This is a genomic window from Faecalimonas hominis (genome assembly GCF_054660755.1).
Genome location: NZ_BAAHSH010000044.1, coordinates 12,389 through 33,980 on the forward strand (window position 1 = coordinate 12,389; position 21,592 = coordinate 33,980).

A 21,592-nucleotide genomic window follows, 5' to 3' on the forward strand; every position below is an offset into this window, starting at 1 on the left:
AGATATGAAAAATATCATTATTGGAACAGCAGGTCATATAGACCACGGGAAGACAACGCTGATAAAGGCTCTCACAGGGAGAAATACAGACCGTTGGGAAGAGGAACAGCGAAGAGGAATCACCATTGACTTGGGATTTACTTATTTTGATTTAAAAAGCGGTGACAGAGTTGGAATCATTGACGTTCCGGGACATGAAAAGTTTATCAATAACATGGTGGCTGGTGTTGTCGGAATGGATTTGGTTATGCTTGTGGTGGCGGCAGATGAAGGAATTATGCCGCAGACAAGAGAGCATATGGATATTTTAGGTGAACTCGGCATCGAGAAAAGTATACTGGTATTGAATAAATGCGACCTGGTTGATGAGGAGTGGCTTGAACTGGTGGAGGAAGAAATTCAGGAAGAATTGGAAGGAACTTTTCTTGAAAATGCACCGGTTGTGAAAGTTTCGGCAGCGACGGGGCAGGGGATTCCAGAGTTGATTGAAACAATAGAACGTTTGACGGCAGATGAGGTTGTGGAGAAAGATATACACACAATCCCGCGCCTTCCGATTGACCGTGTGTTTAGTCTGTCAGGATTTGGGACGATTATCACGGGTACACTTCTTGCGGGAACAATCTGCAAAGAAGATACTCTGCAGATGTATCCGATAGGAAAAGAATGCAAGATAAGAAGTATTCAGGTACATGGGGAAAATGTAGAAAAATGTTATGCGGGACAGCGTGTGGCAATCAACATTTCCAATTTGAAAAAAAGTGAGATACACAGAGGCTGTGTCCTCGCACCTCCGAATAATATGAAAAATACGATGCTTTTGGACGTGAAGATGAATATTCTTCCGTCTTCCATGCGTATTTTGACAAATCATACAAGACTTCATTTGTTCACGGGTACAAGTGAGATTTTATGCCGTGCGGTATTGCTCGATAAGGACGAAATCGGTCCGGGAGAAAGCGGATATGTGCAATTACGTTTGGAGGAAGAGATTGCGCTCAGAAGAGGCGATAAATTTATTGTGCGTTTCTACTCTCCGATGGAAACAATCGGTGGCGGAGTTGTCCTTGAACCGAATCCGACAAAGAAAAAACGTTTTCATGAGGAGACAATAGAAGAATTAAAGAGAAAAGAATCCGGTTCAACGGAAGATATTATTGAAATGCACATTAAAAACAGCAAAGACACTATGTTGACAGTGGCAGAACTTGCCAAAATGACAGCGTTATCCTCTGATGAAGTGAAGCAAGATGCGGAGTCTTTGGAAGAAAGAGGTATCATAAAGATATTCCATATGAAAAAAGACAGTTACACATGGCATAGAGAAAACGATAAGGCTCTTCAGGAAGATATGGCAAAGACACTTCAGGAATACCATAGAAAACATTTGTACCGATACGGAATGCAGAAGGCAGAAATACATATGACTTTTCTAAAAAAAGTAAAACCGAATGTGTTTGATTTATATCTGGAAAGTCTTGTGGAGGAGGGCGTGATGAAGAGAAGAAATGAATTTCTAAGCCTGCCTCAGCACGAGATTGTGAAAGATGAAGTCTATCAGAAAGTGGAGAGTAAACTGCTTACTACTTTTGAAAAAGCGGGACTGGACTTCCCTAAAGTTTCGGAGGTGGATTTTGGAACAGTGCCGTTTGAAACGGTGGAAGATATTCTGTTACTTCTTATGGAAGAGAAAAAGATTGTCAAATTAGGAGAAGAACTCTACACGCTGACTTCCTATATAGAGCATTCAAAAGAAATTATCTGTTCCATGTTTAAAGAAAAAGATTTAATTACAATGGCAGAAATTCGAGATGCTTTAGAAACAAGCAGAAAAAATGCTAAGTTGATTGTGGAATATATGGACAGCATTAAAATAACGAAGAGAAATGGGACAGAAAGCGAAAGGGTAGCATATTAATGAATTTAAAACAGTTAGAGGCTTTTGTATATGTCGCAGAAAAGAAAAGTTTTTCTAAGGCGGCGAGAGAATTGTTTTTGACACAACCGACAATCAGTGCCCACATATCTTCATTGGAAAAAGAACTGAACGTTCGGTTGTTTGTGAGAAATACAAAGGAAGTGAATCTTTCGGCCGAGGGTGAAAAACTGTATAAATGTGCGAAAAAGATGGTGGAATTGGAAAGGGAGATTGAGGAGACGTTTTTCCGCGAAGAAGGGGAGAAAGCGTGTATTACCATCTCCGCATCTACCATACCGGCACAGTATTTACTGCCGAAAATATTGGCAAAATTTAGTGACAAATATCCGGAAGAACAATTTAAAATAAAGGAAACAGACAGCGCGCAGGTTGTGGAACAGGTAGTAAACCGAATGATCGATATAGGATTTACGGGTACGATGCTGGATAAAAAGCACTGTGTATATCTGCCGTTTTATGAAGATGAATTAATTGTGATTACGCCAAATCAGGAGCGATTCAGAAAGTTGCAGAAAGACGATGAAAATGCTGAATGGATTCAAAGAGAACCGATGATTATGAGAGAAGAGGGCTCGGGAACGAGAAAAGAGGCAGAAAAGCAGTTGAAGAAAAAAGGGCTTAGTGTGGAATCTCTTAATATTGTTGCCAGTATAGAAAATCAGGAAACAATTAAGCGTTCTGTGGAGAACGGAATGGGGATTTCCATTATTTCCAAACTGGCTGCGAAACGTGAAATGGAAAGTGGAAAACTGTTAGGTTTTCCTCTGACTGAGGGCGATAGCGTCAGAAATATTTATATGATCTATAATAAAGACATCAGATTATCTCATATAACGGAAAAATTCATCAAAATGGTAAAAGAAATGTATCACTATTAATTTAAAAGCGGTGTAATCATAGAAAGTATCTATAATTATACCGTTTTTATTATGGTTTTCAATTAGACTGGGATATACAGGAGGAGTATAATTAAAATAATGACAGAAGAACGGAAGATGAGAGGAAAATAAACATGATATATATGGATAATGCAGCGACAACGATGCAGAAACCAAGAGAAGTTATCGATGCCGTTGTGGAAGCGATGAATTCCATGGGAAATGCAGGACGCGGAGCGCACAGCGCCTCCCTTGATGCTTCGAGAACAATTTATGGGGTGCGAGACATATTGGCGCATTTTTTTGGAGCGGAAAGTCCAAAACAGATTGTGTTTACCAACAATTCGACGGAGAGTTTAAATATTGCAATCAAAGGGCTTTTACAGCCGAAGGACCATGTGATCACAACGGAGATGGAACATAATTCGGTGCTGAGACCGCTGTATGAGATGGAAGAAAAAGGCGTGGAACTGACAATTCTTCCGGCGGACAAGAAAGGCATAGTCTCCTGCGAAGATTTTGAAAAGGAAATCCGCCCGAATACAAAAGCCATTATATGCACACACGGCTCCAATCTGACGGGCAATATGTTGAATATTAAACGAATTGGGGAAATGGCAAAAGAACACGGTTTGAGATTTGTTGTAGATGCTTCTCAGACTGCGGGAGTTTACCCGATTGATGTGCAGGAAATGAACATAGATATACTCTGCTTTACCGGACATAAAGGGCTTTTAGGACCGCAGGGGACAGGAGGAATGTATGTCAGAAGCGGTTTGGAACTGAAACCTCTCAAATGTGGTGGGAGCGGAGTGGATACATACAATAAGCATCACCCGAAAGAGATGCCTACCGCACTGGAGGCGGGAACACTTAACGGTCACGGCATAGCGGGGCTTGGAGCAGGTGTATCATATATACGGAAAACAGGCATGGAAACCATTCGGGAAAAAGAACTTGCACATATGTGGCGGTTTTATCATGGGGTAAAAGACATACCAAACGTGAAAATATATGGGGATTTTGAAACGGAAAAGCGTTGCCCGATAGTAACGCTGAATATTGGAGATTATGATTCTTCTGAAGTCAGTGACGAACTGCTTATGACATACAATATTTCCACAAGGCCGGGAGCACACTGTGCACCTCTTATGCACAGGGCGCTTGGGACGGTGGAACAGGGGGCTGTCAGATTCAGTTTTTCTCACTATAACACGGAAGAAGAAATAACAGTTGCAATCAAAGCAATTGAAGAATTAGCAAAGGAAGAGTAGCGAGGAGGAATGAAAATGAATTTATCAGATTCAAAAGTGAAATTGGGGATTGCCGGTGTCGTTTGCGGAATCGTAGCAGTTGTATTGGCGATGACAGGTAATCCGGGAAACATGGCAATTTGTATTGCCTGCTTTATCCGTGATACAGCGGGAGCATTGGGCATGCATCAGGCGGCAGTGGTACAGTATGCGAGACCGGAAATTATCGGTATTGTATTAGGAGCGTTTATTATTTCGGTTGTGACAAAAGAGTACCGTTCAACAGCAGGTTCATCACCAATGATTCGATTTTTATTGGGCATCATGATTATGATTGGATCTTTATTATTCTTAGGCTGTCCGCTTCGTATGGTACTGCGTATGGCATCAGGAGACTTGAATGCATATGTGGCATTGATCGGATTTGTTGCAGGTATCATAACGGGTTCTTTGGCATTGAAAAAAGGATTCAGTCTTGGAAGAGCGCATGAGACAAATAAGACAAGCGGTGCGGTTTTACCGTTGCTTATGGTAGGAATTTTAGTGCTTATTTTAGTAGGTTCATCACTTTTAATCAGTAGCAAAACAGGTCCGGGAAGCATGCACGCACCAATTTGGATTGCATTAATCGGCGGATTAGTATTCGGAGCATTTGCACAGAAATCAAGAATGTGTTTTGCCGGAAGTATCCGTGACATCTTTTTAATGAAAAACTTTGACTTATTTACAGTGATTGCGGGATTGTTCGTTGTTATGCTTGTTTATAATGTGGCAACAGGAAACTTTGCATTTAGTTTTACGGGAAAACCGGTGGCACATTCACAGCATTTATGGAATATTCTCGGAATGTATATTGTAGGATTTGCGGCAACGCTTGCAGGAGGCTGTCCTCTCCGTCAACTTGTTTTGGCAGGACAGGGTTCTTCAGATGCGGCAGTTACGGTAGCGGGACTTTTTGTAGGAGCAGCGCTCTGCCATAATTTAAAACTGGCATCGGCAGCGGCAGCGCCTGCAACAAAAGAAGCGGCAGCAGTTATCGGTGGACCGTCTGCGGAAGGAAAAATCGCAGCAGTCATTTGTATTATCTTATTATTTGCTATTGCATTTGTAGGAAACAAGAGAAAAACACAGTAGAATGGTAGAAATAAAAAGAGAAATATGTTACTCTAGGAAAGAAGGAAAAAAATATGAAAGAAGTAGATGCAAGAGGACTTTCTTGTCCTGAGCCGTTGATGCTGACAGCAGAAGCGTTAAAAACAGCGAAAGGACCAATCAAAGTGTTGGTAAGTGAACCACATCAGAAGACAAATGTGGAAAAATATGCAAAAGACCATGGGAAAAAAGCAATTTCCACACAGAAAGGCTCAGAATTCGAAATCGTAATTGAGTAAAATGAGAAAGAAAGAATTAAAATTAGTTGTAACATTTCACACAACGGCAGATGCGATGGCTATGGAAAAGGCATGCAAAGAACATCAGGTTTCAGGAAGATTAATTCCTGTACCGAGAACGATTTCAGCAGGGTGCGGACTGTCGTGGTGCGCAGAGTTGAGTGAATTGGAAAAAATCAAAAACATGATGCAGGAAGCAGGGATTGAAGAAGAAGAAATCCATGAATGCATGGTATAAGTTTTGCAGAAGAAGGAGGTGTGCACACCTCCTTTTTTGACTATGTGCAAAGTGCATAAATATAGAAAAAATCTATAACGATAAATCCGATAAAATGGTTTTTGCTTTGAAAGATAATGAAAAAATTAACAAAAAAAAGTGAATTTATTCAAGGTTATTGAAGTTTCCTCCAAAATAAAGTATTATATATAACATAAATAATGTCTATGGAAGACATTTATAAGAGGAGGGATTTGTTTGGATTTAAACAAAATTGTATTGGCGGTTCAGGGCGTGCTTGCAGATAAGATTCTTATCATTGCGCTCGTAGGCACAGGTTTATGGTTCACCTTCAATCTTGGTTTCATTCAGATCAGAGGATTTGGTGAAGGGTGGAAGAGAACGTTTGGCGGTTTGTTTAAGAAGAGCGGAAAAGCCGGCAAAGACGGAATGTCATCTTTCCAGGCATTAGCGACAGCGATTGCGGCACAGGTTGGTACCGGTAATCTTGCAGGTGCAGCAACAGCCATTGCTATGGGTGGACCGGGAGCAATCTTCTGGATGTGGGTAAGTGCCTTTTTAGGTATGGCAACCATCTATGCTGAAGCACTCATGGCTCAGAAGTACAAACAAGTCGGTGACGATGGTGTCGTAACAGGTGGTCCTGTATACTACATCAGAGCAGCATTTAAGGGAACATTCGGAAAAGTTCTTGCAGGAATCTTCGCAGTACTTATTGTATTTGCATTAGGATTCATGGGTAACGCGGTTCAGTCAAACTCTATCAGCGATGCGTTCGGAACAGCATTCGGTATTAATCCTTGGGTTGTTGGTATCGTTATTGCAGCAATTTCTCTATTCGTATTTGTCGGAGGAATTTCAAGAATTGCTTCTTTGACAGAGAAAATTGTTCCGATTATGGCAGGGTTCTATATCATCGGTGCTTTAATTGTTATTATTGCAAATGGTGATATGCTTCCAAAAGCATTCCATGATATCTTTGTAGGAGCTTTCAGTCCACAGGCAGTTGGCGGTGGTGTCCTTGGTTGGACAGTACAAAAGGCAATGGCTCGAGGCGTTGGACGAGGATTATTCTCTAATGAAGCCGGTATGGGTTCAACACCACATGCTCACGCAGTTGCGAAGGTAGATCACCCTGTAGAACAGGGATTTGTAGCAATGATGGGTGTATTTATTGACACATTTGTTGTTCTTACACTGACAGCACTTGTTATCCTTACAAGCGGTATGGTTGGAGAAATCGATCCGCTTACAAAGGCTGCTTACACAGGAACTGCTTTAACACAGGTTGGTTTCTCAAGCGTATTTGGAAAATTCGGAGAAGTCTTTATTGCAATTTGTATGTTCTTCTTCGCGTTTTCAACAATCATCGGTTGGTATTTCTTCGGTGAAGCAAATATCAAATATTTATTTGGCAGCAAAGCCGTAAAAATTTATGCCGTACTTGTATGTGTATGTATCGTAGTTGGTTCAGCACAGAGAGTAGACCTTGTATGGAACATGGCAGATTGTTTCAACAGTGCAATGGTAATACCTAACGTTATCGGTTTGTGGGCATTGAGCGGAATGGTTAAGAAAGTACATAAAGACTACTACCAGAATTTCAGACCAAATCAGATGAAGAAAAAATAGAATAATGAAGATTTAGAAATATGGGAAGATGTTTTTTGTGAGAGAGTCAAATGACCGCCGAAGATGCAAGCCTGACAATCGTCAGTGTTGGGTGAAACTTTCAGGCAAAAGGAGCAAAAGACGGACCATACTCTGAACTGTGTGTTGATTAATCAATACAGGAACAGGTGGGACGGCTTAAAGGCAATCAAAGTAGTATTGCATTAAACCGTCCCTTTTTTATCAAACAATGACAGGTGAAGACATGAAAGCAGAATTTATTATCATAACAAACAATCCTCTTATAGTAGAAAAATTAGGTCAGGAATATACAGTGGAATACGAAGATATTTCTTATGAAGACACATTAAAAAAAGTTCGGAACTATGTTTACAAGGGACATGAACTTTTGACACACCCTCTTTCAGGGAGTGTCAAACCGAACGAAACTCCGTATAAATCGGTTATGGTTTCCGAAAAAGCAACAGCGCTTAATTCGGAATCCGTAAAAATTATAGAGCAGGCAATTCAGTCCTGTGGTAAATTTGAATTCAAATCAGATAAATATGCACTGCATGTTTATGATGATTTCCAATATATTGATTATACACTGATCAGCAGTGCATTGCCGTCAGCAACGGCATGGTAACTAATTGTACTCTGGCACACAAAAGTGCTTAAAGTAATATAAACACATATAAAAGGAGGTAATTTACAGTGAGAAGATTAGAATTAGGGCACATTAACATTAAAGATATTCAATTTGGTCCAGAATCAAAAATTGAAGACGGAGTACTTTATGTTAATGAAGACGCTGTAAAAGCAATCGTTCTTGAGGACGAAAAAATCAAAAGTTGTAAATTGGATATTGCAAGACCAGGTGAAAGCGTAAGAATTACACCTGTTAAAGATGTTATTGAACCACGAGTAAAAGTTGAAGGAAGAGGCGGAGTATTCCCGGGAGTAATCAACAAAGTAGATACAGTTGGTGAAGGAAAGACATACGCATTAAAAGGAATGGCTGTTGTAACAGCAGGTAAAATCGTTGGTTTCCAGGAAGGTATCATTGACATGACAGGTCCTGGGGCAGATTACACACCTTTCTCAAAATTAAATAACTTAGTTGTTGTTTGCGAACCTGTTGATGGAATCAAACAGCATGACTATGAACCGGCAGTAAGATTTGCGGGATTCAGAGTTGCAGTATATCTTGGAGAATTGGCACGTGAATTAACACCTGATTCAACAGAAGTATTTGAAACATACGGAATTATGGAAGGTGCTGAAAAATTACCTGGACTTCCAAGAGTTGCATATGTACAGATGTTACAGTCACAGGGATTATTACATGACACATATGTATACGGCGTAGATGCAAAGAAAACATTATCTACAATGATGACACCAACAGAAGTTATGGACGGTGCAATCGTATCAGGTAACTGTGTATCTGCATGTGACAAAAACCCAACATATGTTCATGAAAACAATCCGGTTGTACATGACTTATTTGTAGAACATGGAAAAACACTTAACTTTGTAGCACACATTTTAACAAACGAAAATGTATATTTGGCTGACAAACAGCGTTCATCTGACTGGACAGCAAAATTATGCCGTTTATTAGACCTTGACGGTGTAGTTGTATCTCAGGAAGGATTCGGTAACCCGGATACAGACCTTATCATGAACTGTAAGAAAATCGAAGCAGAAGGCGTTAAGACAGTTATCATTACTGATGAATATGCAGGACGCGACGGTAAATCTCAGTCATTGGCAGATGCAGATGCAGCAGCAGACGCAGTAGTAACAGGCGGAAACGCTAATCAGGTAATTGTTCTTCCAAAACTTGACAAAGTTATCGGAACATTAGATTATGTAAATACAATTGCCGGTGGTAATGAACACAGTTTACGTGAAGACGGAACAATTGAAGTTGAAATTCAGGCAATTACCGGAGCAACAAACGAAACAGGTTTCGGTTACTTAAGTGCAAGATAGGGAAGGAGGAAAATAGACAATGATTAAAGTAGTACATTATATTAACCAGTTCTTTGCCAATATCGGTGGAGAGGAAATGGCTCATATCCCTGCAGAACTTCACAAAGGAGAGGTAATGGGACCGGGCCTTGCATTTAAAGCAAGTTTTAAAGACGAAGCAGAAATCACAGCGACAATCGTATGTGGTGACTCATGGTTTAATGAGAACCTTGAAGAAGCAAAGAAAACAATTTTAGCATGGGTAAAAGAAGAAAATCCAGACGTATTCGTTGCAGGACCTGCATTTAATGCCGGACGTTATGGAGTTGCCTGTGGTACAATCGCTGACGCAGTTCAGGAAGAATTAGGAATTCCTGCAGTAACAGGTATGTACGTAGAAAACCCAGGTGCTGATATGTTTAAGAATAAAGTATACACAGTACCTACAAAAAACAGTGCAGCAGGTATGAGAGCGGCAGTTGCAGATATGGCTCCTTTAGCATTAAAATTAGCAAAAGGCGAAGCAATCGGTGCATCTTGCCAGGATCACTATATGCCAAACGGTGTTCGTGTAAACTTCTTTGAAGAAAAACGTGGTTCAAGACGTGCGGTAGATATGCTGTTAAAGAAATTGGCAGACAAACCATTCACAACAGAATATCCAATGCCTGCATTTGACAGAGTTCCACCAATGCCTGCAGTAAAAGATTTATCTAAAGCAACAATCGCTTTAGTAACATCAGGTGGTATTGTTCCAAAAGGAAATCCTGACCACATCGAAAGTTCTAACGCTTCTCACTACGGTGAATACGACATTACAGGTGTTATGGACTTGACAGAGGACACATATGAAACAGCACACGGTGGATACGACCCTGTATACGCTAACGAAGATGCTGACCGTGTATTACCTGTAGACGTTCTTCGCGATATGGAAAAAGAAGGCGTGATTGGAAAATTACACAATAAATTCTATACAACAGTTGGTAACGGAACAGCAGTTGCTTCTGCAAAAGCATTTTCAGAAGAATTTGCGCAGAAACTTATTGATGACGGAGTTGACGCAGTTATCTTGACTTCTACTTGAGGTACTTGTACACGTTGCGGTGCAACGATGGTAAAAGGCGTAGAAGGTGCCGGACTTCCGGTAGTTCACGTATGTACGGTAACTCCTATTTCAATGACAGTTGGAGCGAACAGAATTGTTCCTGCAGTAGCAATTCCTCACCCACTCGGAAATCCTGCATTAGAAGCAGACGAAGAAAAGAAATTGCGTAGAAACTTAGTTGAAAAAGCGCTTCATGCATTGACAGTAGAAGTTGAAGACCAGACAATCTTTGAATAATAACAACTAGAAGGAGAGAACGTTATGAGCAAGATTTATGACGTAATTATCCTTGGTGCAGGGCCTGCCGGATTAGCGGCAGGTCTGTATGCAGGGAGAGCCCGTATGTCTACGTTGATTGTAGAAAAAGGGAAAGACGGAGGACAGATTGCAATCACAGATGAGATTGAAAACTATCCGGGACAGATTGTAGAAGGAGAATCAGGTCCTTCTCTAATCGCAAGAATGACAGAACAGTGTGAAAAGTTCGGTGTAGAACGTGTTACTGATGTTATCAATGACGTAGTTCTTGAAGGCGATGTAAAGAAATTAATCAGTGCAAAAGGTGAATACTGCGGTAAAACACTTATCATTGCAACAGGTGCATTCGCAAGACCGATTGGCTGCAAAGGCGAAAAGGAATTCATGGGTAAAGGAGTTTCTTACTGCGCTACATGTGATGCAAACTTCTTTGAAGATTTTGAAGTATACGTTGTGGGCGGTGGAGATTCTGCTGTTGAGGAAGCAATGTATCTCACAAAATTTGCAAGAAAAGTTACCATTATTCACAGACGTGATGAACTTCGTGCAGCAAAATCCATTCAGGAAAAAGCATTCAAAAATCCTAAACTTCACTTTATGTGGGATACGGTTGTAGAGGAAGTCAGCGGAGACGGTATTCTTTCTGAAATGACAGTAAAAAATGTTAAGACAGGAGAACTGACAAAGATTGAAGCGGACGAAGAAGACGGTATGTTTGGTGTATTCGGATTTATCGGAACATTGCCAAGCACAAAAATCTTTGAAGGCAAAGGACTTGAATTGGACGAAAGAGGATATATTCCTACAGATGACAACATGCGTACAAATATTCCGGGTGTATTCGCAGCAGGTGATGTTCGTGTGAAGAGTCTTCGTCAGGTAGTTACGGCAGCAGCTGACGGAGCAATTGCTACTACACAGTGTGAAAAATATATTAACGAAATGGAATAGTTTTAAGGAGGACAAACCGATGTTAGATTTAGATAAAACAACATTTCAGCCTGAGGTGTTAGAGGCAGAAGGATATGTTTTCGTAGATTTCTACGGAGACGGCTGTGTGCCATGTCAGGCTTTAATGCCATTCGTTCATGAAATGGCTGACAAATATGGAGATAAATTAAAATTCACATCTCTTAATACAACAAAAGCACGTCGTCTTGCTATCGGACAGAAAGTTTTAGGACTTCCTGTTATGGCTATTTACAAAGACGGAGAAAAAATCGATGAAGTAGTAAAAGATGATGCTACACAGGAAAACATCGAAGCAATGATTCAGAAATATATTTAATTTGTATTTTTGATGAAAAGTATGTATACTTAATATGCGTATAAAGCCGAAAGGCTTTTACGGAAATGTGAAAGCATTTCAACTATAAATAATACTAAAAATAAATGGAAAGGAAGGAGAAGAAGCCATGGCAATTTTAGATGGTAAAAAAGTAATCATCATCGGCGACCGTGATGGTGTACCAGGACCTGCTATCGCTGAATGTGTTAAGACAGCCGGCGGAGAAGTAGTTTTTTCTTCAACTGAATGCTTTGTCTGAACTAGCGCAGGTGCAATGGATCTTGAGAATCAGAAAAGAGTTAAAGACTTTGCAGACGAATTCGGTGCAGAGAATTTAGTTGTTATCGTTGGAGCAGCAGAAGGAGAGGCAGCAGGATTAGCTGCTGAAACAGTTACTGCAGGTGACCCAACATTCGCAGGACCATTGACTGGGGTCGAGTTAGGACTCACGGTATATCATGTATGTGAACCAGAATTGAAAGAAGAATTCGATGAAGCAGTTTACGATGAACAGGTTGGTATGATGGAAATGGTACTTGATGTTGATGATATCGTAAGCGAGATGTCATCTATTCGTGAACAATTTTGTAAATATTTATAGAAGATAAGTATTTATAACGAAAATCTGATTTGATTTTGGGTTTTCTTTGGGCGGTGAAGTAAATGCTTACTTCATCGCCTTTTATTGTATCAGGAAGGTTCTGTGAACTTTCCCATACAATCTTTATTTTTAGTATATGTAAAAAATAATATTTAAACATCTAAAAGAAAGGTGGAACCTTCAAATGAATAGTGTAATTAAAGGAGCCAGTTATGTATTGGCACATACTCCACAGATGGTAGTATATAATGGAACAACACAGACAACAGAAAGAGTTGTAAACCCGGAATCTGAATATTTAAAAGAATTGAACAGTCATCTTCGTTCTTACGAGGAATGTGTAAACTACTGGCCAAACCAGGTATATATTGGAAATGCACACCCGGACGAACTTGCAGAAGTTGAGTTCCCTTATTATGATAAAGTGAAAGAAGGAGCGGAGAGATTTGGTAAATACGGTGAAATTATGCCGGAAAACGAATTTCTTCTCTTAGTTCAGACATGTGATATGTTTGAAGTTGTAAAATTAGACAAAGAATTTGTTGCTGCAACAAAAGAAGCGTTTGCTGCAAACCCAATTATTACAGAAGATATTGTTGAAAAAATTGAAGAAGGTGTTGAACTCAGCGAAGTAGAGCATCTTGTAAATGATGAACATGCAGAAGGACTTTACATTGACGGTAAATTAGTTGGCTGTATAAAGAGAGCGCATGACATTGATGTGAACTTATCTGCTCACGTTATGCATGAAAACATGATGAGTAAAGCAACAAGTGTGCTTGCTTTATTATATGCAGTAAGAAATACAGGAATCGACAAATCTGAAATTGAATATGTAATTGATTGTGCTGAGGAAGCATGCGGAGATATGAACCAGCGCGGTGGCGGAAACTTTGCAAAAGCAGCTGCAGAAGTTGCAGGTCTTGTAAATGCAACAGGTTCTGACTCTCGTGGTTTCTGTGCAGGACCTTCTCACGCATTAATTGAAGCAGCAGCGCTCGTAAAATCAGGCGCATATAAATGTGTTGCCGTTACAGCAGGCGGTTGTACGGCAAAACTTGGTATGAATGGTAAAGACCACGTGAAAAAAGGTCTTCCGATTTTAGAGGACTGCCTTGCAGGTTTCTGTGTAATTATTTGTGAAAATGATGGGGAAAGCCCGGAAATCAACCTTGACATTCTTGGACGTCACACAGTTGGTACAGGTTCTGCTCCACAGAACGTAATCGGAAGCCTTGTTGCCACTCCGCTTGAAAAAGTAGGTTTAAAAATTACAGACATTGATAAATATTCTCCTGAAATGCAGAATCCGGATATCACAAAACCGGCAGGTGCAGGAGATGTTCCTTTAGCAAACTATAAAATGATTGCTGCTTTAGCGGTTAAAAAAGGTGAACTTGACAGAAAAGAGTTACCTGCATTCGCTGCTAAACACGGCTTAACAGGCTGGGCTCCGACACAGGGACATATTCCATCAGGTGTTCCGTATATTGGATTTGCTGTGGAAGATATTAAAGCGGGTAAAATTAAAAATGCTATGATTGTCGGTAAGGGAAGTTTATTCCTCGGACGTATGACAAACCTTTTCGATGGAGTTTCATTTGTGATTCAGGCAAACACAGGCGCAGAAGACAATGCAGGTGTTTCAGAAGAAGAAGTAAAAGGATTGATTGCAAAAGCAATGAAAGATTTTGCGGAAACTCTTATGGCAGAATAGAGAGGTGGAAAAAATGGCAAATAGTGTAGAAAAAATGATTGCTTCCACCTTTATGGACATTGCACAGGGACTGGAAACAGGAAGTTTTGGAAAACGTCCTAAAATTGCCCTTACAGGTATGGGAAGTGAACATGGAGAAGAAAATTCTATGGCGGCAGCTGTAGAGGCGGAAAAAGATGGAATTGATGTTTACTATATAGGTACATTGGAAGCAGAAGGTGTTACAACAATTAAAGTGGCTGATGATGAAGAAGGCCACAAAAAAATGGAAGAAATGCTTAAAAACGGGGAAGTTGACGGTGCGGTAACAATGCACTTCCCATTCCCTATAGGTGTTTCCACAGTGGGACGCTGCGTGACGCCTGCGACTGCAAAAGAAATGTTTATCGCAAACACAACGGGAACATCAAGTACGGATCGTATTGAAGGCATGATTAAAAATGCCATTTACGGAATCATTACAGCAAAAGCCTGCGGTAAGAAAAATGCTACAGTCGGTATTTTAAATGTGGACGGTGCGCGTCAGACTGAAAAAGCATTAAAGCAACTTCAGGAAAACGGATACGATATTACTTTTGCAGAATCAGGAAGAGCAGATGGCGGTTGTGTAATGAGAGGAAATGACGTATTACAGGCATCTCCTGATATTATGGTAACAGACTCCCTTACAGGAAACATTCTCGTAAAAATGTTGTCTTCTTTCACTACAGGAGGAAGTTTTGAGGCGACAGGATTCGGCTATGGACCTGGAATCGGAGAAGGATATGAACAACTTGTTATGATTGTATCCCGTGCATCGGGAGCACCTGTTATTGCAAACGCAATCCGTTATGCAGGACAGCTTGTTCGCGGAAAAGTATTTGAAGTTGCCAAACAGGAATTTGAAGCGGCAAACAAAGCGGGCTTAAAAGATATTTTAAATGCACATAAAAACGCTTCAAAACCTGCAGAGGCTGAAGAAGTAAAAGAACCTCCAAAAGAAGTTGTAACAGCACAGATTCCGGGAATAGAAGTTATGGATTTGGAAGATGCCGTTAAGACACTTTGGAAAATCAATATCTATGCGGAAAGCGGAATGGGCTGTACAGGACCGATTGTTCTTGTGTCTGAAGCAAATTTAGTTAAGGCAGAAGAAAAATTAAAAAAAGCAGGATATATTAACTAGACGGGAGCGTAAAAAATGAAAGTTTATGATACAGTAAATAAAGTTGAGTTAGAGGCTACTGAAGAGGAGTTAATCAAACTCATGGCTCCGGGCGGACGTCAGGTGGATTTGTACCTGAACGGGAAGAAAACAGATGAAGACGGTTATCTCACATGGGACGTGGAACACTGGTCAAGCATTGACGGAAAAAGATTTATCCGCTGTTATTCTTTAGAAGGAAGAGTTCTTGGAGAATCTACAGGTCATAATATTTATGATTTGAGAAATGATTTTAAGCCGGAAGAGGCAAAAGAAGTTAAATTAAGTTAAAATATAAAAACAGGAGAAGACGAAAAAAAGTCTTCTCCTGTTTTTTATATTTCTTCTTTAAATCTGTCCAAAACATGGGGTAACAGTCTGTCACTGTATTCCGTAAGGGCATATTTTCCTTTGCATAAAGCCCAATCATAGAGTAAGGAACGCTCGTACATCGTATATAGTTTGACTAAATCCGATGCGCTGTTTGCCGGGTGAAATTCACCGTTTTTCAGAGCGTCCTCAATAATTTCCGTAATCCATGTGAAATAGTAGCGCTTTTTATCCAGCAAAGATTTCTTATCTTTTGTAACTAGTTGGGAAGAATATAAATAAGCAAGTAAATTCACATCTATACTCGTTTCAATCATATAAAATAATTCATGATTTAAAAAGAGTAATTTATCATATGCTGATAAATCCGGATTAATTATTCCTGTCAATTCCTCGTATTTGTCATCAAGAAGGTAGGAAAGAGAACTCAAAAGAGCGTCTTTCCCTTTGAAATAGTGATAGAATGTTCCTTTTGATGTTTTGGAAGCAGTGATAATGTCGTTTACCGTCGTCTCTTCGTAACCGTTTTTGTAAAAGAGATTCCATGCGGCTTTGACGATCCTGCTTTTTGGGGATTGGCGTTTACGTGGCACTAGCCTAAAACCTCCTTAGCCGATTGAGAAACCATATTTTAATGGGTCTGTCGGATCAATGACATATGTTCCCATACCTGTAATATAAGCGCTTCCTGTAATCTGTGGGATAACTGCTTTGAAATCACCTACAGATGCTTCTTCTTTGATTACACCTCTAAATACAGAGCCTGTGAAAGATTCGTAGCGGAATTCTTCTCCGATTTTAATTTCGTCCCAAGCGTAAAGTGTTGCAAGTTTTGCGCTTGTTCCTGTTCCGCAAGGAGAACGGTCAGCCTGCGCCTCACCGAAGATAACAACATTTCTCATATCTGCTTTTTCCGGGTTTGGTGTAGGACCGTAGAATTCAACAAGGTCTACTGTGTTAATGTCAAGCGTTGGGTGCTGAACAGATACTTCTTTATTAATCTTTTCAAGCATTTTCATTCCCAATGTCTGAAGGGCAGGTACGGCAGCAGGTCCGATATTGTATCCTAATTTAGAAGCGTCCACCAATGCGAAGAAACTTCCACCGAAAGAAATACAGTATGGAATTGTAACACCGTCAACATCTACTGTAAGGTTGTCCTTATATAAGAAAGCAGGTACATTTGTCAAAGTAACTTCAACTGCTTTTCCGTTTTCAACTTTTACCTTTGTACGGATAATTCCTGCCGGAGCTTCCAATACTACTTCTGTGTATGGTTCGGTTACGGGAACAAGACCTGTTTCAACAGCAACTGTTGCAGAACCGATAGTTCCGTGTCCGCACATATTCAAGTATCCGCCGGTATCCATGAAAATAACGCCAAGATCTGCTTCCTCGCTGATTGGTTCAGTTAAAATTGCTCCGAACATATCGTGATGTCCTCTTGGCTCAAGCATTAATGCTGTTCTGTAATCATCGCAGTGATTTACAAGAAAATTTTTGCGTTCCATCATTGTATTTCCCTCTAATTCAGGGAAACCTGATAATACGATTCGTGTAAATTCACCTACTGTGTGAGAATCCACTACAGTAAATGCTGCTTCGAATCGTTCTTTGTTAAGTGTTGGATTTAATGACATATCCGTTCCTCCTTAAAATAATGTGAATTAATTATAGAAAAAATCTATAAATGGAATGATATAGGACACATTCCGAAAAAAGAATCAGGTATATTTCCAAAGAAAAACTTTTGGAAAATCCCTAAAAATACGGCTGAAAACGATAAAAAAATAACGAATAGACCGTGTTCTAGTCCGTATTCTAGTATTGAGTTCAATTCTATATAGTTATTATGCGTGAAAACCCTTGAAAAGTCAATGTTTATTTGATTAGAATAAAAATGCAAAAAAAAGAAAAAATAACTTGAAATATATAACGAGTTATGTTAGTCTAAAAGCGTAAAATCCATGAGAGGGTAGATGGGTAACTGGTGTGCCTCCTAGTCTTCAAAACTAGTGTTGGGCGTTAAGAGCGTCCTGGGTGGGTTCGATTCCCACATGCCCTCGCCAAAAGAATGTTAAAAATAATACAAAAAAATTTAAAAAATGAATAGAACATTATAGAGAGAAGCAATAAATTACAGGACGTTATGTTCTGTAAAATTTTTATAAAGGTAAAAGGAGAATGGTGTCATGAAAGATGTACAGATTCTATTAAGACAACACGTAGGTGCACCTTGCCAGGCTACTGTGAAAAGTGGCGATAAGGTAAAGAAAGGAACACTGATTGCAGAGCCGACAGGACTTGGAGCAAATATTTTCTCAAGTGTTTACGGTGAAGTAACAGAAGTTTTGGAAGACAGAATTGTCATCAGACCGGACGAAGTGCAGAGCGAAGAGTTTGAGAAAATCGAAGAAGGTAGCAAACTTGATATGGTTAAAGCAGCCGGTATTGTAGGTATGGGAGGAGCAGGTTTCCCTACAGGAGTGAAAATCGGAACGGATTTACAGGGCGGATACATTCTCATCAATGCAGCAGAATGTGAGCCGGGACTTCGTCACAATATTCAGCAGATTGAAGAGGAATGTGACAAAGTTATCCGTGGCGTAAAATACACTATGGAAATTTCTAATGCTGCAAAAGCAATCTTTGCCATTAAGAAGAAAAACGAGAAAGCAGTACAGACATTGAAAGAGGCGCTGAAAGACGAAGAAGCAATTTCTATTCACTTACTTCCGGATATTTATCCGATGGGAGAAGAAAGAGCGGTAGTTAGAGAATGTCTTGGAATTGAATTGAAACCGGAAGAACTTCCTTCAGTGGCGAAATCAATTGTAATTAATGTAGAAACTTTAGCAAGAATTACAGAGGCGATTGAAGAAAGAAAACCTTGTTTCAGCAAGAACCTGACTGTAATCGGTAAATTAAACGGTGGAAATGAGCCACATGTATTTAAAGATGTTCCGGTTGGAACAAGCGTGGCTGAATTAATCGAGAGAGCCGGAGGAATTGACGGTGAATACGGTGAAATCATTATGGGTGGACCGTTTACAGGTAAGGCAACAACATTAGATGCACCAATTACAAAGACAACAGGTGGAATTATCGTGACAATGGAATTCCCTGATTTACACGGTGCGACAATGGGTGTTTTAGTCTGTGCATGTGGCGGAGATGAAACACGTATGCGTGACATTGCAGAGAAAATGAATGCAAAAGTTGTTTCCGTAGCGAGATGTAAACAGGCACAGGAAATGAAGAGCGGTGCTTTGAAATGTGAGAGACCGGGTAACTGTCCGGGACAGGTTAAAAACAGTATGCAGTTTAAGCAAGACAAATGCGAATATATCATCATTGGTAACTGTTCAGACTGTTCAAACACGGTTATGGGTTCTGCACCAAAGATGAATTTGAAAGTATTCCATCAGACAGACCATGTGATGAGAACAATCGGTCACCCGTTATACAGATATTTGACTGTTTCTAAACAGGTAGAGCAGGACATTTAGAGAGAGGGAGGAACGGAATATGTTAATCACAAATGAAATGGTAAAAGAATACGCAGATAAGCCGGCAGTTTTTGCGGTGAAAGTTCCTGCAGGAACAGAAATTTCAGCAGAGCATTTAGAACACCCAATGTTTTTAGATGATATGGTAAGTTCTAATTTGTTTACATTAGATACAGCACTTACAATTGGACAGGTTATCGGAGTGAAGACAGCAAAAGATTGCGATGCGCTTACACCTGTTACGGAAGAGGCAGTAGGCGGTGCGGTAAAACTTGCTGCAAAAGAAGCACCGGCAGAAGAAAATGTACAGGAAGTACAAGTACAGACAGAAGTGGCTGCACAGGACGGAAATACAATTATTATTTCCATCAAAGAAGGAAAAGATATTTATCTTGAACTTCCAATGTAGGTATTACAATCACGAAAGTGATTAGAATATATAAATGATGAAACTTGATTAAACAAGGAGGAGAAGATATGTCAATTACAGCTGAAACAGCGAAAGAGCATGCAAAAGACCCTGCAGTATTATGTTGCAGAGCAGAAGAAGGCATTATAATTGGACCAGAGAACTTAGAGGACCCAGCGATTTTTGATGATTTGGTAGACTCAGGTTTATTAAATTTAGATGGGGTATTAACAATTGAAGAAATCTTAGGTGCAAAATTAACAAAAACTTGCGATTCACTTACACCGATTACACGTGATGTAATTGATGCAGTTCAGACAGTTGCTGAAGAAGAAACAGCAGCACCTGAAGAAGCGCCGGCAGCAGCGCCTGTTGCACCGGTTGCGGCAAAATCAAACGGTGGAGTATTAAAAATCCATATTGGTGAAGGTAAAGACATTCAGATTGAATTACCTATGAATGTAGGAGCAGGTACAGCGAAAGCAGTAGAAATTCCTGCAGGAGCAGAAGTTGCTGTTCCGGTTAAAGAACAGGAACCAAAATTAATCAGAAGTTTAACAAGAAAACACTTTAAGATTACAGAAGTAAAGAGAGGACCTGAAACAAAAATCGAAGGAACAACTCTTTACATCAGAGAAGGTATTGAGGAAGAAGCTGTAGCATCTCAGGAATTAGTAAACAGTTTAAAAATTGATATTATTACACCTGCAGAATACCACACATATTCAGAAACAATTATGGACGTTCAGCCAATCGCTACAAAAGATGGCGATGATGAAATCGGTTCAGGAGCAACAAGAGTTCTTGACGGTGTTGTTATGATGGTAACAGGTACAGATGCAAACGGAGTTCAGATTGGTGAATTTGGTTCATCTGAAGGATATTTAGATGAAAACATCATGTGGGGACGTCCTGGTGCACCTGAAGAAGGTGAAATCTTCATCAAGACAGAAGTAGTTATCAAAGAAGGAACAAACATGGAAAGACCGGGTCCTTTGGCTGCTCATACTGCAACTGATGTAATTACTCAGGAAATCAGAACAGCATTAAAGAAATTGGACGAGTCTTTAGTGGTAGATACAGAAGAATTCAACCAGTACAGAAGACCTGGAAAGAAAAAAGTTGTTATCGTAAAAGAAATTATGGGACAGGGTGCTATGCACGATAACTTGATTCTTCCTGTAGAGCCTGTTGGTGTGCTTGGTGCAAAACCAAACGTAGACTTAGGAAACGTACCTGTAATGGTATCTCCACTTGAAGTATTAGACGGTTGTATCCACGCACTTACATGTATCGGACCTGCATCAAAAGAAATGTCAAGACATTACTGGAGAGAGCCATTGGTACTTGAAGCACTTCATGATGAAGAAATTGACTTGTGTGGAGTTATCTTTGTAGGAAGCCCACAGATTAATGCAGAGAAATTCTATGTATCAAAACGTGTTGGTATGATGGTAGAAGCTCTTGATGTTGATGGAGCATTTATTACAACAGAAGGTTTCGGTAACAACCACATCGACTTTGCAAGTCATCACGAACAAATCGGTATGAGAGGAGTTCCTGTTGTAGGTTTATCTTTCTGTGCTGTTCAGGGTGCTTTAGTAGTTGGTAACAAATACATGACAAACATGGTTGATAACAATAAATCTGAAGCAGGTATTGAAAACGAAGTTCTTGCTTGTAACACACTTTGCCATGAAGATGCAATCCGTGCTCTTGCAATGCTTAAAACAGCAATGGCTGGTGAAGAAGTTAAGAAACCGGAAAAGAAATGGAATCCAAACGTAAAAGCAACTAACGTTGAATTAATCTCTAACGTAACAGGTAAACCGGTTGAACTTGTGAAAAACGAACAATCATTACCAATGAGCGATAAGAGAAGAGAAAAATACAACTAAT

At 39.9% G+C, this 21,592-nt stretch carries 21 protein-coding genes, 1 tRNA gene and 1 riboswitch; of the genes, 20 read left to right on the plus strand and 2 right to left on the minus strand.

Annotated elements, in window-relative coordinates; all coding sequences use genetic code 11:
* Nucleotides 1-4: 4 nt before the first annotated feature.
* The 16 genes from selB to ACYQ35_RS08080 all read left to right on the plus strand — a co-directional run bounded on the left by selB (nucleotide 5) and on the right by ACYQ35_RS08080 (nucleotide 15,736).
* Nucleotides 5-1,918, plus strand: a complete 1,914-nt coding sequence (gene selB, locus ACYQ35_RS08005; RefSeq protein ID WP_009461360.1) for a selenocysteine-specific translation elongation factor — start codon at nucleotides 5-7, stop codon at nucleotides 1,916-1,918.
* Nucleotides 1,918-2,817, plus strand: a complete 900-nt coding sequence (locus ACYQ35_RS08010) for a selenium metabolism-associated LysR family transcriptional regulator (RefSeq protein WP_459832046.1) — start codon at nucleotides 1,918-1,920, stop codon at nucleotides 2,815-2,817. Before selB ends, ACYQ35_RS08010 begins: the two co-directional genes overlap by 1 nt.
* 134 nt (nucleotides 2,818-2,951) lie before the next feature.
* Nucleotides 2,952-4,091, plus strand: a complete 1,140-nt coding sequence (locus ACYQ35_RS08015) for an aminotransferase class V-fold PLP-dependent enzyme (protein WP_009461358.1) — start codon at nucleotides 2,952-2,954, stop codon at nucleotides 4,089-4,091.
* Nucleotides 4,092-4,106: 15 nt separating this feature from the next.
* Nucleotides 4,107-5,204 (plus strand): YedE family putative selenium transporter, encoded by a 1,098-nt coding sequence (yedE, locus tag ACYQ35_RS08020; RefSeq protein WP_009461357.1) that lies wholly within the window; start codon nucleotides 4,107-4,109, stop codon nucleotides 5,202-5,204.
* 53 nt (nucleotides 5,205-5,257) lie between these two features.
* The gene (locus tag ACYQ35_RS08025) at nucleotides 5,258-5,461 is read left to right on the plus strand and encodes a sulfurtransferase TusA family protein (protein ID WP_009461356.1); all 204 of its coding nucleotides are present in this window, start codon (nucleotides 5,258-5,260) and stop codon (nucleotides 5,459-5,461) included.
* A gap of 1 nt (nucleotide 5,462) precedes the next feature.
* Nucleotides 5,463-5,699 (plus strand): DUF3343 domain-containing protein, encoded by a 237-nt coding sequence (locus ACYQ35_RS08030; protein WP_009461355.1) that lies wholly within the window; start codon nucleotides 5,463-5,465, stop codon nucleotides 5,697-5,699.
* 237 nt (nucleotides 5,700-5,936) lie between these two features.
* A complete protein-coding gene (locus tag ACYQ35_RS08035) occupies nucleotides 5,937-7,331 on the plus strand; it encodes an alanine/glycine:cation symporter family protein (protein WP_009461354.1) in 1,395 nt (464 codons plus the stop codon).
* A 26-nt stretch (nucleotides 7,332-7,357) separates the two neighbouring features.
* A riboswitch (glycine riboswitch) is annotated at nucleotides 7,358-7,457 on the plus strand.
* A 118-nt stretch (nucleotides 7,458-7,575) separates the two neighbouring features.
* Complete coding sequence (locus ACYQ35_RS08040) at nucleotides 7,576-7,959, plus strand: GrdX family protein (RefSeq protein WP_009461353.1); 384 nt, start codon at nucleotides 7,576-7,578, stop codon at nucleotides 7,957-7,959.
* 68 nt (nucleotides 7,960-8,027) lie between these two features.
* Complete coding sequence (locus tag ACYQ35_RS08045) at nucleotides 8,028-9,311, plus strand: glycine/sarcosine/betaine reductase component B subunit (protein ID WP_459832055.1); 1,284 nt, start codon at nucleotides 8,028-8,030, stop codon at nucleotides 9,309-9,311.
* A gap of 19 nt (nucleotides 9,312-9,330) precedes the next feature.
* A complete protein-coding gene (gene grdB, locus ACYQ35_RS08050) occupies nucleotides 9,331-10,635 on the plus strand; it encodes a glycine reductase complex selenoprotein B (protein WP_084667657.1) in 1,305 nt (434 codons plus the stop codon).
* Between the two features lie 24 nt (nucleotides 10,636-10,659).
* Nucleotides 10,660-11,607 (plus strand): thioredoxin-disulfide reductase, encoded by a 948-nt coding sequence (trxB, locus tag ACYQ35_RS08055; protein WP_009461349.1) that lies wholly within the window; start codon nucleotides 10,660-10,662, stop codon nucleotides 11,605-11,607.
* A 19-nt stretch (nucleotides 11,608-11,626) separates the two neighbouring features.
* Nucleotides 11,627-11,944, plus strand: coding sequence for a thioredoxin TrxA (gene trxA / locus ACYQ35_RS08060; protein ID WP_009461348.1), 318 nt, complete (start codon nucleotides 11,627-11,629; stop codon nucleotides 11,942-11,944).
* 127 nt (nucleotides 11,945-12,071) lie between these two features.
* Entirely contained in the window at nucleotides 12,072-12,545 is a 474-nt protein-coding gene (grdA, locus tag ACYQ35_RS08065; protein ID WP_084667656.1) for a glycine/sarcosine/betaine reductase complex selenoprotein A, read from the plus strand.
* A gap of 184 nt (nucleotides 12,546-12,729) precedes the next feature.
* Entirely contained in the window at nucleotides 12,730-14,262 is a 1,533-nt protein-coding gene (grdC, locus tag ACYQ35_RS08070) for a glycine/sarcosine/betaine reductase complex component C subunit beta (RefSeq protein WP_009461346.1), read from the plus strand.
* A 13-nt stretch (nucleotides 14,263-14,275) separates the two neighbouring features.
* Nucleotides 14,276-15,427 carry a glycine/sarcosine/betaine reductase complex component C subunit alpha gene (gene grdD / locus ACYQ35_RS08075; RefSeq protein ID WP_459832076.1) on the plus strand — a complete coding sequence of 384 codons (1,152 nt, stop codon included), beginning with the start codon at nucleotides 14,276-14,278 and terminating at the stop codon, nucleotides 15,425-15,427.
* A gap of 15 nt (nucleotides 15,428-15,442) precedes the next feature.
* Nucleotides 15,443-15,736, plus strand: a complete 294-nt coding sequence (locus ACYQ35_RS08080; protein WP_009461344.1) for a hypothetical protein — start codon at nucleotides 15,443-15,445, stop codon at nucleotides 15,734-15,736.
* 44 nt (nucleotides 15,737-15,780) lie between these two features.
* Here ACYQ35_RS08080 and ACYQ35_RS08085 read toward each other — a convergent pair whose 3' ends face one another.
* Together ACYQ35_RS08085 and ACYQ35_RS08090 are read right to left on the minus strand one after the other, a co-directional pair.
* Nucleotides 15,781-16,368 carry a TetR/AcrR family transcriptional regulator gene (locus tag ACYQ35_RS08085; RefSeq protein ID WP_009461343.1) on the minus strand — a complete coding sequence of 196 codons (588 nt, stop codon included), beginning with the start codon at nucleotides 16,366-16,368 and terminating at the stop codon, nucleotides 15,781-15,783.
* A gap of 15 nt (nucleotides 16,369-16,383) precedes the next feature.
* Nucleotides 16,384-17,415, minus strand: a complete 1,032-nt coding sequence (locus ACYQ35_RS08090; protein WP_459832085.1) for a proline racemase family protein — start codon at nucleotides 17,413-17,415, stop codon at nucleotides 16,384-16,386.
* 331 nt (nucleotides 17,416-17,746) lie between these two features.
* Here ACYQ35_RS08090 and ACYQ35_RS08095 point away from each other — a divergent pair.
* From ACYQ35_RS08095 to prdA, 4 genes are all read left to right on the plus strand, one after another.
* Nucleotides 17,747-17,844: transfer RNA gene (locus ACYQ35_RS08095), tRNA-Sec, on the plus strand.
* Between the two features lie 123 nt (nucleotides 17,845-17,967).
* Nucleotides 17,968-19,284 carry a proline reductase-associated electron transfer protein PrdC gene (gene prdC, locus ACYQ35_RS08100; RefSeq protein WP_459832088.1) on the plus strand — a complete coding sequence of 439 codons (1,317 nt, stop codon included), beginning with the start codon at nucleotides 17,968-17,970 and terminating at the stop codon, nucleotides 19,282-19,284.
* Nucleotides 19,285-19,303: 19 nt separating this feature from the next.
* Nucleotides 19,304-19,693 (plus strand): hypothetical protein, encoded by a 390-nt coding sequence (locus ACYQ35_RS08105; RefSeq protein WP_009461340.1) that lies wholly within the window; start codon nucleotides 19,304-19,306, stop codon nucleotides 19,691-19,693.
* Nucleotides 19,694-19,761: 68 nt separating this feature from the next.
* Nucleotides 19,762-21,591 (plus strand): D-proline reductase (dithiol) proprotein PrdA, encoded by a 1,830-nt coding sequence (prdA, locus tag ACYQ35_RS08110; protein WP_009461339.1) that lies wholly within the window; start codon nucleotides 19,762-19,764, stop codon nucleotides 21,589-21,591.
* Nucleotide 21,592: the final 1 nt, after the last annotated feature.

Coding starts and splice junctions, on each gene's coding strand:
- selB (WP_009461360.1), top strand. CDS start 5: ATGAAAAATATCATTATTGGAACAGCAGGTCATATAGACCACGGGAAG.
- ACYQ35_RS08010 (WP_459832046.1), top strand. CDS start 1,918: ATGAATTTAAAACAGTTAGAGGCTTTTGTATATGTCGCAGAAAAGAAA.
- ACYQ35_RS08015 (WP_009461358.1), top strand. CDS start 2,952: ATGATATATATGGATAATGCAGCGACAACGATGCAGAAACCAAGAGAA.
- yedE (WP_009461357.1), top strand. CDS start 4,107: ATGAATTTATCAGATTCAAAAGTGAAATTGGGGATTGCCGGTGTCGTT.
- ACYQ35_RS08025 (WP_009461356.1), top strand. CDS start 5,258: ATGAAAGAAGTAGATGCAAGAGGACTTTCTTGTCCTGAGCCGTTGATG.
- ACYQ35_RS08030 (WP_009461355.1), top strand. CDS start 5,463: ATGAGAAAGAAAGAATTAAAATTAGTTGTAACATTTCACACAACGGCA.
- ACYQ35_RS08040 (WP_009461353.1), top strand. CDS start 7,576: ATGAAAGCAGAATTTATTATCATAACAAACAATCCTCTTATAGTAGAA.
- trxB (WP_009461349.1), top strand. CDS start 10,660: ATGAGCAAGATTTATGACGTAATTATCCTTGGTGCAGGGCCTGCCGGA.
- trxA (WP_009461348.1), top strand. CDS start 11,627: ATGTTAGATTTAGATAAAACAACATTTCAGCCTGAGGTGTTAGAGGCA.
- grdC (WP_009461346.1), top strand. CDS start 12,730: ATGAATAGTGTAATTAAAGGAGCCAGTTATGTATTGGCACATACTCCA.
- grdD (WP_459832076.1), top strand. CDS start 14,276: ATGGCAAATAGTGTAGAAAAAATGATTGCTTCCACCTTTATGGACATT.
- ACYQ35_RS08080 (WP_009461344.1), top strand. CDS start 15,443: ATGAAAGTTTATGATACAGTAAATAAAGTTGAGTTAGAGGCTACTGAA.
- ACYQ35_RS08090 (WP_459832085.1), bottom strand. CDS start 17,415: ATGTCATTAAATCCAACACTTAACAAAGAACGATTCGAAGCAGCATTT.
- prdC (WP_459832088.1), top strand. CDS start 17,968: ATGAAAGATGTACAGATTCTATTAAGACAACACGTAGGTGCACCTTGC.
- ACYQ35_RS08105 (WP_009461340.1), top strand. CDS start 19,304: ATGTTAATCACAAATGAAATGGTAAAAGAATACGCAGATAAGCCGGCA.
- prdA (WP_009461339.1), top strand. CDS start 19,762: ATGTCAATTACAGCTGAAACAGCGAAAGAGCATGCAAAAGACCCTGCA.